We start from the raw sequence: 14,919 nt of genomic DNA, 5'->3' as shown, positions 1-14,919 counted from the left end.
ATCTTTGGTAAAGCATGTGAGAATGAATTTACAGCATCACTTTTTAATTGCCATGCCATCGTTGCAAGATCCCTTTTTCAAACGTTCTGTGGTCTACATTTGCGAGCATAACGAAGAAGGGGCAATGGGGCTGATTATCAATAAGCCGATGGAAAACCTGACGGTTGACGGCATTCTGAAAAAGCTCAAGATCGCCGAAGAAAACCGCGACCCGGCAATCAATCTTGATAAACCGGTGTTCAGCGGTGGTCCGCTGGCAGAAGATCGCGGCTTTATTCTGCATTCGGCACAGCGAACCTTTACCTCCAGCATTCGCGTCTCAGACAACACCGTGATTACTACCTCACGCGACGTTCTGGAAGCGATTGGCACGGCCTCACAGCCCGATCATGTGCTGGTCGCGCTGGGTTATTGTGCCTGGGAAAAAGACCAGCTTGAAAACGAACTGATGGAAAACGCCTGGCTGACCACACCGGCTAACAGCAACATCCTGTTTCAGACGCCGATCTCTGAGCGCTGGCGTGAAGCCGCACGCAGCATTGGCGTTGATATTCACAATATGGCCAGCGATGCAGGTCACGCCTGATGAATACACAAACGTTGTTAGGTTTTGACTTCGGCACCAAAAGCATCGGCGTCGCGGTGGGACAACAGCTGACGGGCAATGCCCGCCCGTTGAGTGCGCTCAAGGCGCAGGATGGCACGCCTGACTGGCTGCAAATCGAAAAACTGCTCAAAGAGTGGCAGCCTGATTTTGTGGTGGTGGGATTACCGTTAAATATGGACGGCACTGAACAGCCTTTGACCGCGCGCGCCCGCAAGTTTGCTAACCGCCTGCATGGTCGTTTCGGCATTCGCGTGGAGCTGCAGGATGAGCGCCTCAGCACCGTCGAAGCGCGAGCCGATCTGTTTGAACGGGGCGGTTATCGTGCACTGAACAAAGGATCAGTGGATTCACAGTCAGCGGCAATTATCCTGCAGGACTGGTTTGAAACCCATTAAGCAATAACGCCTTCGGCCTGACGGGCCAGACGGCTCTGCTCAAACGTTTGCATTCCGGCCTGCGCGCCGGTTTGCAAAATGGCAGGAATCTGGTGCATTTTGCCTTCCCGAATCAGGTTGATGACCGCACTGGTCGTAATCAGCACCTCAAACAGCCCGACTCTTTTCTCATCGATGGCAGAAACCAGCTGCTGCGCGATTACCGCTTTCAGGCTGCCCGCCAGTTGCGTGCGTATCAGATTCTTTTCATCTGCAGGAAACACATCCACCAGCCTGTCCACCGCCTGAACCGCGCCGCGCGTATGCAAGGTTGCCAGCACCAGATGTCCGGTTTCTGCGGCGGTCAGTGCCTGACGAATGGTGTCACTGTCGCGTAGTTCACCCAGCATAATCACGTCAGGATCTTCCCGTAAAGCCGCTTTCAGGCCCAGACTAAACGACCGGCAATGCAACCCGACTTCGCGCTGTTGAATCAGGGATTGCTGGCTGTGATGAATAAACTCAATCGGATCTTCCAGCGTCAGAATATGACGCGCCTGCAGCCGGTTGATGGCATCGACCATAGCCGCCAGCGTGGTCGATTTACCACTGCCGGTTGCGCCGGTAATCAAAATCAGCCCGTCCTGTTTATTCAGTAAGGTCGGCACCACCTCCGGCAGGCGCAACGCTGCCAGCGTGGGACAGTGGCTGGCAATAATACGCAACGCCAGTGACAGCCCGTTACGCTGCCTAAACAGATTGGCGCGGAGGCGTTGTCCACTCACCAGGGTTAACGCAAAATCCAGCTGCCCTTCTTGCTTCAGCTGCGCCTGCTGTTCAGTGTCCAGCCATGCCGAGGTAAACCGCGCCATCCAGTCAGCAGGCAGGACAGGCTGGTCGGGAAGCGTTTCAAGCCGGCCCTGACGGCGCCAGTACGGCAAATGTCCGTTACAAAGGTGCAGATCGGCGGCGTTATGCTTTACACTAAGCGCCACTATTTCATCCAAATCCATTTTGATCTCCAGACTATGACTTCAATCCAGCACAACCTACAGCAAGTCCGTCAGCGAATCGCTGCTGCTGCAACCCGTTGCGGCCGGGCACCAGAAGAAATTACGTTACTTGCAGTAAGCAAAACGAAGCCTGCGAGCGCGGTCGAAGAAGCGGCAGCGGCGGGTCAGATTGATTTTGGTGAGAATTACGTTCAGGAAGGGGTTGAAAAAATTCAGTCCCTGGCCTCACATCCTGGATTGATATGGCATTTCATTGGTCCCCTGCAGTCCAATAAAAGCCGACTGGTAGCCGAACATTTTGCCTGGTGCCACACCGTCGATCGCCAGAAGATCGCCCAGCGGCTCAACGATCAGCGGCCTGAACATCTGCCGCCGCTCAATGTCTTAATTCAGGTAAATATCAGTGACGAAAACAGCAAATCTGGCATCATGCTGGATGCGGTTGCCGAACTGGCTCAGGAGATTACCGCCATGCCGCGTTTGCGGTTGCGCGGGCTGATGGCGATTCCGGCACCCGAACAGGATTATCAGCGACAGCTGGCGGTATGCCAGCAAATGGCTGATGCATTTCACCAGCTAAAACAGCAATATAGTGATGTTGACACCCTTTCACTGGGGATGAGCGATGACATGGAGGCGGCCATCGCCGCTGGCAGTACTCTGGTGCGCATTGGCACCGCTATATTTGGCGCGCGTGATTACACACAACCTTCACAACAATAATTGAGGAACTTCATGTTAACAATGACGTTTTTAGTAAAAACGATAATCGATCTCTACGTCATGGTGCTGCTGCTGCGCATCTGGATGCAGTGGTCACGTTGTGATTTTTATAATCCGCTTGCCCAGTTTGTGGTGAAGATTACTCAGCCGATTGTGAAACCCTTACGTCGTATCCTGCCTGCACTGGGTCCGATCGATACGGCATCTCTGTTGTTAGCCTTTGTACTGACAACGCTTAAATACCCGCTTCTGCTGCTCATCCAGGTCGGCGTGTTCTCTGTCGATCCCACCAATTTGCTGGTTGGGCTGCTGTCGTTGCTGAAATCTGCCGGCTATTTGGTGTTCTGGGTGATTATCATTCGCTCCCTGATGAGCTGGATCAGCCAGGGCCGCGGTGCGATGGACTTCGTGCTGATCCAACTGACCGAGCCATTAATGGCGCCGATTCGCCGCATTCTCCCTGCCATGGGCGGCATCGACTTCTCAGCCATGATTGTGATTCTGGTGCTGTATGCCCTGAATTTCCTTGGCATGGATCTGTTCCCGGGTCTCTGGTATTTGCTGTAAATGAATCAAACTGGAACTGTTATGCAAAAAGTTGTTCTTGCCACCGGTAATCCCGGCAAAGTACGTGAACTGGCGGATCTGCTCGCCGCCTTTGGTCTGGATATCGTGGCGCAAACCGAACTCGGCGTGGAATCCGCCGAGGAAACCGGCCTGACCTTTATCGAAAACGCCATCCTGAAAGCGCGTCATGCCGCGCAGCTTACCGGGCTTCCTGCTCTTGCAGACGACTCCGGGCTGGCCGTAAATGCGCTGGGTGGCGCGCCCGGGATTTATTCTGCCCGCTATGCCGGTGAAGAGGCCAGCGACCAGCAGAACCTGGAAAAACTGCTTCAGGCGCTGGAAAATACGCCCGACGGGCAACGTCAGGCACAGTTCCACTGCGTGCTGGTCTATTTACGTCATGCTTCTGATCCCACGCCGCTGGTGTTCCACGGTAGCTGGGACGGGGAAATTACCCGGACGGCAGCCGGTAACGGTGGGTTTGGTTACGATCCCGTGTTCTATGTTCCGGCATTGGGTAAAACCGCCGCCGAACTGACTAAAGCAGAGAAAGGAAAAGTCTCTCATCGTGGTAAAGCATTGACGCTGTTACTGGAAGCGATGCGTAATGCCTGATTTACCGCCTCTGAGTTTGTACATCCACATTCCCTGGTGTGTACAGAAATGCCCTTACTGTGATTTTAATTCTCACGCCTTAAAGGATGAGGTGCCGCACGTTGAATATGTGCAGCACCTGCTGCGCGATCTTGAAAACGATCTGCCGCTGATTCAGGGTCGCGAGGTTCGCACGGTGTTTATCGGCGGCGGCACGCCAAGCCTGTTAAGCAGCAGCGCCATGCAGATGTTGATGGATGGTGTGCGCGAGCGCCTGACGCTGACGGCAGATGCGGAAGTCACGATGGAAGCGAACCCGGGCACGGTAGAAGCTGACCGCTTCAGCGCTTATCAACGCGCCGGCATTAACCGCATCTCCATTGGCGTACAGAGCTTCAGTCCGCAGAAGCTGGAACGACTGGGCCGTATCCACGGACCAGACGAAGCGAAACGCGCCGCCGAACTGGCTCAGGGATTAGGCTTACGCAGCTTCAACCTTGACCTGATGCATGGCCTTCCCGATCAGTCACTGACGGAGGCGCTGGACGATTTACGCCAGGCGATTGCGCTCAATCCACCGCATCTTTCCTGGTATCAGCTGACCATTGAGCCGAATACCTTATTTGCCTCTCGCCCGCCCACACTGCCGGATGATGACGCCCTGTGGGATATCTTCGAGCAGGGTCATCAGCTGCTGACCGCCGCCGGTTATCAGCAATACGAAACCTCGGCCTATGCCAGGCCGGGCTACCGCTGTGAACATAACCTGAACTACTGGCGGTTTGGTGACTATCTCGGCATTGGCTGTGGTGCCCACGGCAAACTGACCCAGCCCGATGGCCGCATTGTCCGCACGATAAAAGTGCGTCATCCGCGTGGCTTTATGAAGGGAAACTATCTCGACAAGCAGTACGACGTTGTGGACAGTGATAAGCCGTTTGAGTTCTTTATGAACCGTTTTCGTCTGCTGGAGCCCGCGCCGCGTGCTGACTTTAGCCGCTATACCGGGCTGGATGAAACGTGGGTTCGCCCGCAGATCGACCAGGCGCTTGCCGCAGGCTACATCACCGAAACGCCGGAATATTGGCAAATTACAGAGAAAGGCAAACTGTTCCTGAACACGTTGCTGGAGCTGTTTTTAGCGGAAGCGTAACGCATTCCCGGCCCGGAAGCCTGACGCCACAGGTTAGCGTAACCGGGCCGTTTACACCGCCGTTCAACCGCGCTCGGTATTCTGCCTTAGCTGTAACAGCCTCGTGTTAATAATGGCGATGTTAACCTCACAGGGCATACCATCATCCAGATAGACGGTTTCGTTGATCTCCAGCGCCGCATCATTCGCATTAAAATTCAGCAGCCTGAGCTGCTCACCGTCGGTAACGTTGATGGCATTCAGTTGCTGATCACGACGCTGAATTTTCTTGCCGGTGATCTGTTCAATGTACGAATATTTTGAGATTTCCAGTCGCCCAAACTCCATGCTGTTAAACAGGCTGACGGGCAGATGGATATATTCCAGCGCGACAGGAATGTCATCAAAGCACATCAGACGAACGATTTTGTATATCTGGTCGCTGTTCTTGATGCGTAAAGCCTGCGCCATATCGGGCCCGGGCACTTTGATAATGCTGGCAGTGAGCACCTTCCTGACCGCTTTGTGTCCTTTTTTGTGCGCCTGATAATCAAACGGCGAAAGCGCATGAAACCGGCCAGAATGATTACTCTTGCCGATTGAGCCGACGAACAGACCAGAACCTTTTACCCGATAAATGCGCTGTTGCTCAATAAGGATTCGGGTGGCTTCCCGCACCGTTGCCCGGGTAATGCCAATGTTCTTTGCTATGGCAATTTCTGTGTCCAGCTTATCGCCCGGCAGAAGGCCATCCTGCATAATCTTCGTCAGAATATAGTCGACAACCTCTTTTTGCTTCTCTGTAATGCCATCGAACATCAGCATGTTCCCGAATAGTGTGCCCGTGCCTGCGGTGCGCTACAGCAACGCCTTTACGCCCGATTTCCGTCACGACGTGCCAGTAAGAAAGGACCCAGATGTGATCCAGCTAACGATTTTGCACTCAAATTCCCTTCGTCCAGCCAGAAATGATTCTTGCATATTGTATCTGTACAGGTCGAGGTGCATCATCAAGATGACTAGACAGGTTTAACATGTCTATACGTAAGAAACGTTTTTTGCAACAGCGGATGTTCAAAACTGATGCGTGCAGTCAAAATAAAAACCATAATTTATAATGGTTTATATTTATTTTCTTTTTCATCCTGCTGCCAGCCGTTTTGCTGGATAAAACGGAAAAGGGATGACAGCGTGAAGAAACAAAGAAAGCTGACTGTACAGCTTGATGAATGCGGCGATCCTGCATCCTGACTTTTTTGCATAACTTTTTATCCAGGATAACGTATGGCGAATCTGACCCAATGGCTGAATGCCGACAAAATTCACTATCTTGAACGCGTTTCTGACTGGAAAGCCGCGATTCAGGTCACTGGCGATCCCCTGCTCAGAGAAGGTGCGATTTCACAGGATTACATCGACACGATTATCCGCCTTAAAGAGGAAACCGGCCCCTACTTCGTTATCGCGCCGCGCATTGCCATGCCGCATGCCCGCCCTGAGCAAGGCGCAATGAAGCTGGGGCTCTCCGTGGTGAAGCTTGCAAACCCGGTCACCTTTGATGCGGGGGAAAACGATCCTGTCGACATTCTTTTCATGTTCTCCGCCCCTGACAGCAACAGCCACATCGAGATGATCTCGCAGCTGGCTGAAGTCTTGACTGACGACGCCATCATGGAACGCGTGTACCAGGCACAAAGCCAACACGCGTTGTGCGCGGTGCTGTTAGCAAACGACATGTCCAATTAACCTATTCAACTTCAAAGAGGTTTTTATGAAAATTATGGCAGTGTGTGGTTCAGGCCTGGGAAGCAGCTTCATGATGGAAATGAACATCAAAAAAGTGCTTAAAGCGATTGATGTCACGGCGGACGTTGAGCATTCCGATCTCGGCTCAGTGACACCGGACGTGGCGGATGTGTTTGTTATGGCAAAAGACATCGCCTACAGCGCTAACCTGCCGCCGGAAAAAGTCATCATCATTAATAACATTATCGACCTGAAAGAAGTTGAGCAAAAAATTCGCGAGTACTTCAATAAATAATCCTGTCACCCACTTATAAAAGAACACTTACCGCTGAGGTTATTATGTTTATACAAAACCTTTTACTGGTAGTTGTCGACGTGCTGAAAGTCCCCTCTATTCTGGTCGGACTGGTGGCGATGTTCGGTCTGATCGCGCAACGCAAACCGCTGCCGGATGTGATAAAAGGCACGGTAAAAACCATCCTGGGTTTTTTAGTACTGGCAGGCGGTGCCACGGTGTTGGTTGGTTCACTAACGCCGCTGGGGGATATTTTTAAGCACGCATTTAACGTTCAGGGAATTATTCCAAATAATGAGGCGATGGTGTCTATCGCCCTGGCGAAGTATGGCGCGCCCACGACGCTTATCATGGCGTTTGGCATGGTGGCAAATATCACCGTTGCCCGTTTTACCCGCCTGAAATATATCTACCTCTCTGGTCATGTCACCTTTTATATGGCCTGTATGATTGCCATTATCCTGTCGGTGGCCGGATTTGAAGGCGTGCAGCTTATTTATACCGGCTCGCTGACGCTGGGAATGTTAATGGCTTTTTTCCCGGCACTGGCTCAGCCCTATATGCGTAAAATCATTGGGCACGATCAGGTTGCACTGGCGCATACCGGCACGGTGGGTTATGTCCTGTCAGGCTGGATAGGTTCTCTGGTGGGCAAAGGTTCAAAATCCACTGAAGAGATGAACATGCCAAAAAACCTGAGTTTTTTGCGTGACAGCACCATCTCGATTTCCCTGACGATGATGATCATCTATTTTATTTTGTCCGTCTCAGCGGGCAGGGAATATGTGGAGAGTCAGTTCAGCCACGGACAAAACTATCTGGTGTACTCGTTTGTGCAGGCTATTACCTTCGCTGCGGGTGTCTTTATTATCCTTCAGGGCGTGCGTTTAATTCTGGCGGAAATTGTGCCGGCATTTACCGGGTTTTCAGAGAAGCTGGTGCCCAACGCGCGTCCGGCACTGGACTGCCCTATCGTTTTCCCTTATGCGCCTAATGCCGTTCTGGTTGGCTTTATTTCCAGCTTTGTCGGCGGACTGGTGGGGCTGTTTATTCTTGGACAGCTGCACTGGATATTAATCCTGCCAGGTGTCGTACCGCACTTTTTCTGCGGCGCAACGGCAGGCGTATTTGGTAATGCAACCGGCGGTAAACGCGGGGCAATGTTAGGGGCCTTTTCGCACGGTATTCTGATTACCTTCCTGCCGGTCGCCTTATTACCTGTGCTGGGTGCCATCGGCCTGACCAACACCACCTTCTCGGACACCGATTTTGGCGTTACGGGGATACTGCTGGGTAATATGGCCAGGTTCCTTGATAAGGGAACGATCACCATGGTGATCACGGGAATTTTTGCCCTGCTGGTTATTTATAACTACGTTGCCAGCAACAAAACGGTCGCTAAAGAGGTTAACAACGACTAAATCCTGCCAGGGGCTGATGAATTCAGCCCCTTTTGTTTTGCAACGGATTCAGGAAGGGCGCAACCTTGATGACGCCTGACCACGGACGTCTTCATCGCCAGGGCGCGCAGACCCTGAGAACGGGCGACCACTGGCTCAATGAACCGCACGGTGAAGGGCAGACGACCTGCCGGAGCAGGCCCTCTGTGAAGCATTACTTCAGCGAACTGACCAGTGTTTTCCGGTCTTTCTCCAGAGCAATAACCCGGTTACAGACCGCTTTTCCAAACTGCTGGAAGTCGGCTTCCTGATTATTCCACTCGCTCTGAATGGCGTTTTGCAGGCCGCCAAGATTCCCCATCAACCCCTGCAAACCGCTGCCGCCACCGTTGGACATGGCTTTGCTGCCCATCTCATTGATGCTGTCCTGCAGAATACCGCCCATCGCCTGATTAACCAGTTGCTGACCATCGGCACGAACCTGATCGATCGCCTGATGATGGAAGGTTAAACCATCACTGCGATGCTCAATAATGCGGTTCATCTGGGTTTTTAACTGGGTATTCAGCGTTGCCAGCCGCTCATGTAACCGGCTGGATTCCCCGACTTGCTGGGTGATGATATTATCCAGCGCAGCACGCCCTTTCTCCAGACGTGATGTGGCACCGTTATCGATCCAGGGAAGATCGCGACGTAAGGCATTTTGATAATCAATCGCCTTCTGACGGTTAGCCGCATTCATCGTCATCTTCTGACCGTTGAACTGCACATCACCCAGCGTTGAGATCTGCATGTTGCCGTTTTCACCCACCACCTGCACGTTTTGTGGCGTAATAACAACATCATCCTGTGGTTTGACACTGCACTCCCAGGCGGCCTGGGCCTGCGTTGCTGCCAGTAAAAGACCGGCGACCAGCGCGTTACGAATCATACAATCTCCCTGTGTGGGTGTGAAAGCGACACTGCTGGTAACTTAGTCCCACCAGACGTCAAAGAGTTCGGTCACTTTCACATCCTGCAGCTTGCGGTCTTCAAGCCACTTGCGTACCAGCTCACGATGTTCATCGGTGCATTTACCGGTTTGCTCCAGGCAAATCAGCCCTTCCCATGCCAGATAACCGCTACCATCGAAAGCCAGACCATTAGGCGCGATCGCTTCATTGATGAACTGATTCAGGGTTTCGTCGATGTCACTTTCAGCGGTGCCTTCAGGAAAACGCCAGGCTACAGAAAAGCCCAGTTCCTGAAATTCATCAATATGTAATTTTTTACGTAAACGGCGGCTGCGTTGTGTGGCCATTATTTCACCCTCTCAAACATTAAATCCCATACGCCATGGCCTAAACGCTGCCCGCGCTGCTCAAATTTTGTCAGTGGACGCGTTTCCGGACGCGGCACATACGTGCTGTCTTCAGACAGGTTTTGATAACCTGCAATGCTGCTCATGACCTCAAGCATATGTTCTGCATAGGCTTCCCAGTCGGTCGCCATATGGAACACGCCACCCAGCTTAAGTTTACGCATCACCAGTTCGGCAAAGGGCACCTGCACAATGCGGCGTTTATTGTGACGGGCTTTATGCCACGGGTCCGGGAAGAAAAGCTGAACCATGCGCAGTGAGTTATCAGGAATCATTTTTTCCAGCACTTCAACAGCATCATGACACATAACCCGCAGATTGCTGACCTCCGCTTCTTTTGCAGAAGCCAGACAGGCCCCCACGCCCGGCGCGTGCACTTCAATCCCCAGGAAGTTTTGATGTGGCGTATTTTGCGCCATGGTCACCAGCGAGGCGCCCATACCAAAGCCAATTTCCAGGGTCACCGGCGCATCACGACCAAACAGCACAGGCAAATCAATGGGATCAGGCTGATATTCAACACCCATCTCCGGCCAGTAATTATCCAGCGCCAGCTGCTGGCCTTTGGTTAAGCGGCCCTGACGGCGCACAAAACTACGAATCCGACGCAACGGGCGTCCATTTTCATCATATTCCGGGGTGATGACATCATTAATCATGTAGAAGCCTGCTGGTTTGCCTGTTCTGGGAAACGGGCATTATGCAAAGTTCAAAAGCAGAAGCAAGCCTTTGCCACGTTCTGCTTTATTCCTGGGTGCCCTGAAGCGCGATTTCCTGCCTGAGTGTAGAGTAAACCGCAGAAATTTCCTTGTTGAGATCACCCTGTCAGGATCTCGACGCATCACGCGAAAAACAGCTTATAAAGCCATCGTCTGCCGCCGCTGCTGGCTCAGCTTACGATACTGCTGTGGAGACATGCCGACATATTTAGCAAATGTACTGTAGAAGCGGCTGCTGGATCGGAATCCGGCCGTCAACGCCACATCAAGCACGGTGATATCGGTGTCGCTCAATAACGCTCTGACATGGTTGATGCGCATGGCGGTAATGTACTGTTTTAACGTGAGCTGCATAACGCGCTGAAAAATGCCCATCGCATAATTGGCATTGAGCTTAACGTGTTCGGCTACGTCATTGATGGTCAAAGCCTGATCGTAGTTATCCGCAATAAATTCCAGCATCTGACTGACATAAAACTGGGCATGACGCGACACACTGTTTTTATGCGTGCGAGAGGTTTTGTTCACCCCTACCGGCTGCCATCCCGACAAACTAAAGCGTTTAAGCATCAGGCCAATTTCATCGACGGCAAGCTGGCGGATCTGTTCGTCGGGGCTGTTGAGTTCCTGCTGCCAGCGCTGCACTTCAAACACACTGAGCTGCTGCTTTGCCACTGACTTAATCACCATGCCGTGAGTAACATGATTGATTAACTCTCTGTCGAGCGGCCAGGACAAAAACAGATGCATCGGCAGGTTAAGGATAGCCATGTTCTGGCAGTTGCCGGGACGCGTAAGCTGATGCGGTGTACAGGCCCAAAACAGCGTGATGTAACCCTGTTTAATCTGGACGACTTCATTATTGATCAGGTACTCCACGTCACCGTCAAACGGGACATTCACCTCAACCTGACCGTGCCAGTGGCTGGTGGTCATGGCCAGCGGCGGACGCAGTTCGATATCCATGCGCTGGTATTCAGAATAGAGCGACAGCGGACTGCGGGTCTGCTTTTCATCGCTGCTACACATATGCGGGTCGGGTGGAAGCGGTACGCCAGGCTGCATCATCATCATTCCCTCTCCTGAATTATCAGAACCCTGCCATATCTGAAGGGCTCAGGCCAGTAGCAGAGGCCAAAAATGGGCGGTTCGCGTTAATAATTCTCTGCTTTTCAGGCCAGATACTCTTCTTTCCAGGCAAATTTATCCCAAAAACTCAGATCCGATGCTGGCGGCGGGCAGATCTGAGCTTTTGGGAATGCTCCCCCGGTTAGAAGGAAGTTTCGTTAGTTACGGCGTGACACTATGACGTTATCCAACCTTGCAATGGAGCATCCTGATGTCTGCACCCAAAATTACGTTTATTGGCGCGGGTTCCACTATTTTCGTCAAAAATATCCTTGGTGATGTCTTCCACCGCGATGCGCTGAAGTCAGCCCATATCGCGTTGATGGATATTGATGCAACCCGGCTTGACGAGTCCTACACCGTGGTCAGCAAGCTGATGAGTTCGGCTGGCGCGGCAGGCCATATTACCTGCCACAGTGATCAGAAAACGGCATTAGTCGATGCCGATTTTGTGGTGGTTGCGTTCCAGATTGGCGGCTATGAACCCTGTACCGTCACAGACTTTGCGGTATGTAAGCGCTATGGCCTTGAGCAAACCATCGCGGATACGCTTGGCCCCGGCGGCATCATGCGCGCGCTGCGCACCATCCCGCACCTGTGGCAGATTTGTGAAGATATGACGGCGGTGTGCCCCAATGCCACCATGCTTAATTACGTCAACCCCATGGCGATGAACACCTGGGCGATGTACGCACGTTATCCGCATATCAAACAGGTTGGCCTGTGCCATTCCGTTCAGGGAACCGCTGAAGAGCTGGCGAACGATCTCAACCTCAACCCTGCCGATTTACGCTACCGCTCTGCCGGTATCAACCATATGGCGTTTTATCTGGAGCTGGAGCGGAAAACCGCAGAGGGTACCTACGTCAATCTGTATCCGGAACTGCTGGCCGCCTTTGACGCCGGGCAGGCACCGAAACCCAATATTCACGGCAATCCACGCTGCCCGAACCTGGTTCGCTATGAAATGTTCAAAAAACTGGGCTATTTCGTCACTGAATCTTCAGAACACTTCGCGGAATACACGCCCTGGTTTATCAAGCCGGGACGAGACGATCTGATTGAGCGCTACCAGATCCCGCTGGACGAATATCCTAAACGCTGCGTAGAGCAACTGGATAACTGGCGTAGCGAACTTGAGCATTACAAGCGCGCTGAACGCATTGAAAGTAAGCCATCACGCGAGTATGCCAGCGCCATTATGAATGCGATATGGACAGGCGAACCGGCCGTGATTTACGGCAATGTGCGCAATGATGCGTTAATCGACAATCTGCCACAGGGATGCTGTGTGGAAGTCGCCTGCCTGGTGGACGCCAACGGGATTCAGCCCACCAAAGTCGGCACTCTGCCGTCACATCTGGCGGCCATGATGCAAACCAATATCAATGTGCAAACGCTGCTGACCGAAGCCATCCTGACGGAAAACCGTGACCGGGTTTACCACGCCGCCATGCTGGACCCCCACACGGCAGCGGTGCTGGGCATTGAGGAGATTTATGCGCTGGTGGATGAGCTGATCGCCGAACACGGAGACTGGCTGCCCGCCTGGCTTCACGCGTAACGTCTTTGTCTCCGGACATGCAGTCCGGCTGCTGCTGTATTCCATAACAGAAGGCGGGCGCTGGCAACAGCGTCCCGGTACCCGATGAGCATTTCAATAACGACAAAACTCAGCTACGGATTCGGCGCGTTTGGGAAAGATTTCGCTATTGGCATTGTTTATATGTATTTGATGTATTACTACACCGACGTAGTGGGTTTATCGGTTGGTGTCGTCGGTACGCTGTTTTTAGTGGCACGGATCTGGGATGCCATTAACGATCCGATCATGGGCTGGATCGTTAATGCTACGCGATCACGTTGGGGGAAATTCAAACCCTGGATTTTTGTGGGCACGCTGGCGAACTCGCTGGTGCTGTTCCTGTTGTTTAGCGCCCACTTGTTCGAGGGCACGGCCCAGTTGGTGTTCGTCTGCGTCACTTACATCTTATGGGGCATGACCTACACCATTATGGATATCCCGTTCTGGTCGCTGGTGCCCACTATCACTCTGGACAAGCGCGAACGTGAAGAGCTGGTGCCCTGGCCGCGCTTTTTCGCCAGCCTTGCCTCCTTCGTCACCGCAGGCATTGCCCTGCCCTTTGTCAGCTATGTTGGCGGTGACAATCGCGGATTAGGCTTCCAGATGTTTACGCTGGTGTTAATTGCCTTTTTTATCGCATCGATGTTGGTGACGCTGCGAAACGTGCATGAAGTCTATTCGTCCACTGACGATGAAACCACGGACGGCAGCCGGTTGGGACTGAAAGCCATTGTCGCCCTCATCTATCGTAACGATCAGCTTTCCTGCCTGCTGGGAATGGCGCTGGCTTACAACGTCGCGGCTAACATCATTACCGGCTTTGCCATCTACTATTTCACCTACGTTATCGGCGATGCCGCTCTTTTCCCCTACTATCTCTCTTATGCCGGTGCGGCGAACCTGGTGACGTTAATTCTGTTCCCAAAACTGGTGAACATTCTGTCGCGCCGAATTCTGTGGGCGGCGGCGTCCGCGCTGCCCATACTAAGCTGTGGCGTGCTGTTTGCCATGGCGCTGGCGGGCTATCACTCCACTCCGCTGATTGTGGTGGCCGGCATCCTGTTAAATACCGGTACCGCCCTTTTCTGGGTGCTCCAGGTGATCATGGTGGCGGATACCGTCGATTACGGTGAATACAAGCTGCATGTGCGCTGCGAGAGCATTGCTTATTCGGTGCAGACTATGGTGGTGAAAGGCGGTTCAGCCTTTGCCGCTTTCTTTATCGCCGTGGTGCTGGGGATAATTGGCTATATGCCTAACATCGCGCAGTCACAGGAAACCCTGGTAGGTATGCAATTTATTATGATCGCACTGCCCGCGGTATTTTTTATGCTGACGCTGCTGCTCTATTTCCGTTTCTACAGGCTGAACGGCGATATGCTGCGGAAAATCCAGATCCATCTCCTGGATAAATACCGTAAACCGCCGGCGTCAGAAGCGATTCCGGTCAGGAGCCTTGCGATACCTGGATCTGAACCGTAAAAGCCGCACGCCGGGCTTTTAATACCGGGTTTCGAACAGCCACAGCAGGCCAGGTGCATATCATCTGGCCTGCTGCTGTCTGGCATTTGTGATTGATGCTGGCGCGCCCGTGGCGACTCGCCCAGGGGCGGTCAAGGCAACGCATCCGACGGGCCTGAATGAAACAGGCCTTTTCAATCTTCCGGTTTACTCTC

17 protein-coding genes are annotated in these 14,919 nt (G+C 52.7%); 11 read left to right on the top strand and 6 right to left on the bottom strand.

Features of this window, described 5'->3' with window-relative positions:
* Window positions 1-22: 22 nt before the first annotated feature.
* A complete protein-coding gene (locus QNH99_RS04585; RefSeq protein ID WP_063880835.1) occupies window positions 23-586 on the top strand; it encodes a YqgE/AlgH family protein in 564 nt (187 codons plus the stop codon).
* On the top strand, window positions 586-1,002 hold the full coding sequence (gene ruvX / locus QNH99_RS04580) for a Holliday junction resolvase RuvX (protein WP_063880836.1): 417 nt from the start codon (window positions 586-588) through the stop codon (window positions 1,000-1,002). The genes QNH99_RS04585 and ruvX overlap by 1 nt, the downstream gene beginning before the upstream one ends.
* Here ruvX and QNH99_RS04575 read toward each other — a convergent pair.
* Window positions 999-1,994: a type IV pilus twitching motility protein PilT gene (locus tag QNH99_RS04575; RefSeq protein ID WP_410517354.1), complete on the bottom strand. Its 996-nt coding sequence runs from the start codon at window positions 1,992-1,994 to the stop codon at window positions 999-1,001. The genes ruvX and QNH99_RS04575 overlap by 4 nt on opposite strands.
* Before the next feature lie 15 nt (window positions 1,995-2,009).
* Between QNH99_RS04575 and QNH99_RS04570 the strand changes: the two genes are divergently transcribed.
* Genes QNH99_RS04570 through hemW form a run of 4 tightly spaced genes read left to right on the top strand, consistent with a single transcriptional unit; the run spans window position 2,010 to window position 5,031 of the window.
* Window positions 2,010-2,717 carry a YggS family pyridoxal phosphate-dependent enzyme gene (locus QNH99_RS04570; RefSeq protein WP_063880838.1) on the top strand — a complete coding sequence of 236 codons (708 nt, stop codon included), beginning with the start codon at window positions 2,010-2,012 and terminating at the stop codon, window positions 2,715-2,717.
* 12 nt (window positions 2,718-2,729) lie between these two features.
* Window positions 2,730-3,284, top strand: a complete 555-nt coding sequence (locus tag QNH99_RS04565; RefSeq protein ID WP_063880839.1) for a YggT family protein — start codon at window positions 2,730-2,732, stop codon at window positions 3,282-3,284.
* A gap of 21 nt (window positions 3,285-3,305) precedes the next feature.
* Window positions 3,306-3,899, top strand: a complete 594-nt coding sequence (locus tag QNH99_RS04560) for an XTP/dITP diphosphatase (RefSeq protein ID WP_063880840.1) — start codon at window positions 3,306-3,308, stop codon at window positions 3,897-3,899.
* On the top strand, window positions 3,892-5,031 hold the full coding sequence (gene hemW / locus QNH99_RS04555; protein ID WP_063880841.1) for a radical SAM family heme chaperone HemW: 1,140 nt from the start codon (window positions 3,892-3,894) through the stop codon (window positions 5,029-5,031). Before QNH99_RS04560 ends, hemW begins: the two co-directional genes overlap by 8 nt.
* Before the next feature lie 63 nt (window positions 5,032-5,094).
* Here the strand turns inward: hemW and QNH99_RS04550 are convergent, their stop codons facing one another.
* A complete protein-coding gene (locus tag QNH99_RS04550; protein ID WP_063881249.1) occupies window positions 5,095-5,829 on the bottom strand; it encodes a GntR family transcriptional regulator in 735 nt (244 codons plus the stop codon).
* Window positions 5,830-6,294: 465 nt separating this feature from the next.
* On the opposite strand from QNH99_RS04550, the gene QNH99_RS04545 reads away from it, so the two are divergent.
* From QNH99_RS04545 to QNH99_RS04535, 3 genes are read left to right on the top strand one after another with little or no spacing between them, the layout of a single operon-like run.
* Entirely contained in the window at window positions 6,295-6,756 is a 462-nt protein-coding gene (locus QNH99_RS04545) for a PTS sugar transporter subunit IIA (protein ID WP_063880842.1), read from the top strand.
* A 25-nt stretch (window positions 6,757-6,781) separates the two neighbouring features.
* Complete coding sequence (locus tag QNH99_RS04540; RefSeq protein WP_096011794.1) at window positions 6,782-7,051, top strand: PTS sugar transporter subunit IIB; 270 nt, start codon at window positions 6,782-6,784, stop codon at window positions 7,049-7,051.
* A 44-nt stretch (window positions 7,052-7,095) separates the two neighbouring features.
* Window positions 7,096-8,472: a PTS ascorbate transporter subunit IIC gene (locus QNH99_RS04535; RefSeq protein WP_410517353.1), complete on the top strand. Its 1,377-nt coding sequence runs from the start codon at window positions 7,096-7,098 to the stop codon at window positions 8,470-8,472.
* 193 nt (window positions 8,473-8,665) lie between these two features.
* Here QNH99_RS04535 and QNH99_RS04530 read toward each other — a convergent pair whose 3' ends face one another.
* From QNH99_RS04530 to melR, 4 genes are all read right to left on the bottom strand, one after another.
* Window positions 8,666-9,382 (bottom strand): DUF2884 domain-containing protein, encoded by a 717-nt coding sequence (locus tag QNH99_RS04530; RefSeq protein WP_063880845.1) that lies wholly within the window; start codon window positions 9,380-9,382, stop codon window positions 8,666-8,668.
* Between the two features lie 42 nt (window positions 9,383-9,424).
* Window positions 9,425-9,751, bottom strand: a complete 327-nt coding sequence (locus QNH99_RS04525; protein WP_410517352.1) for a YggL family protein — start codon at window positions 9,749-9,751, stop codon at window positions 9,425-9,427.
* Window positions 9,751-10,470, bottom strand: coding sequence for a tRNA (guanosine(46)-N7)-methyltransferase TrmB (gene trmB, locus QNH99_RS04520; RefSeq protein ID WP_063880847.1), 720 nt, complete (start codon window positions 10,468-10,470; stop codon window positions 9,751-9,753). The genes QNH99_RS04525 and trmB overlap by 1 nt, the downstream gene beginning before the upstream one ends.
* A 198-nt stretch (window positions 10,471-10,668) precedes the next feature.
* On the bottom strand, window positions 10,669-11,601 hold the full coding sequence (gene melR / locus QNH99_RS04515; protein WP_063881250.1) for a transcriptional regulator MelR: 933 nt from the start codon (window positions 11,599-11,601) through the stop codon (window positions 10,669-10,671).
* A gap of 265 nt (window positions 11,602-11,866) precedes the next feature.
* Between melR and QNH99_RS04510 the strand changes: the two genes are divergently transcribed.
* Together QNH99_RS04510 and melB are read left to right on the top strand one after the other, a co-directional pair.
* The gene (locus QNH99_RS04510) at window positions 11,867-13,222 is read left to right on the top strand and encodes an alpha-glucosidase/alpha-galactosidase (protein WP_109717058.1); all 1,356 of its coding nucleotides are present in this window, start codon (window positions 11,867-11,869) and stop codon (window positions 13,220-13,222) included.
* A gap of 84 nt (window positions 13,223-13,306) precedes the next feature.
* Entirely contained in the window at window positions 13,307-14,725 is a 1,419-nt protein-coding gene (melB, locus tag QNH99_RS04505; protein WP_145394474.1) for a melibiose:sodium transporter MelB, read from the top strand.
* The last annotated feature ends 194 nt before the right edge of the window (window positions 14,726-14,919 follow it).

The organism is Pantoea allii (genome assembly GCF_046529425.1).
Taxonomy (GTDB): Bacteria; Pseudomonadota; Gammaproteobacteria; order Enterobacterales; family Enterobacteriaceae; genus Pantoea; species Pantoea allii.
Note: the sequence above shows the minus strand (reverse complement) of the source record. Positions and strands in the feature narration are given on the sequence as shown.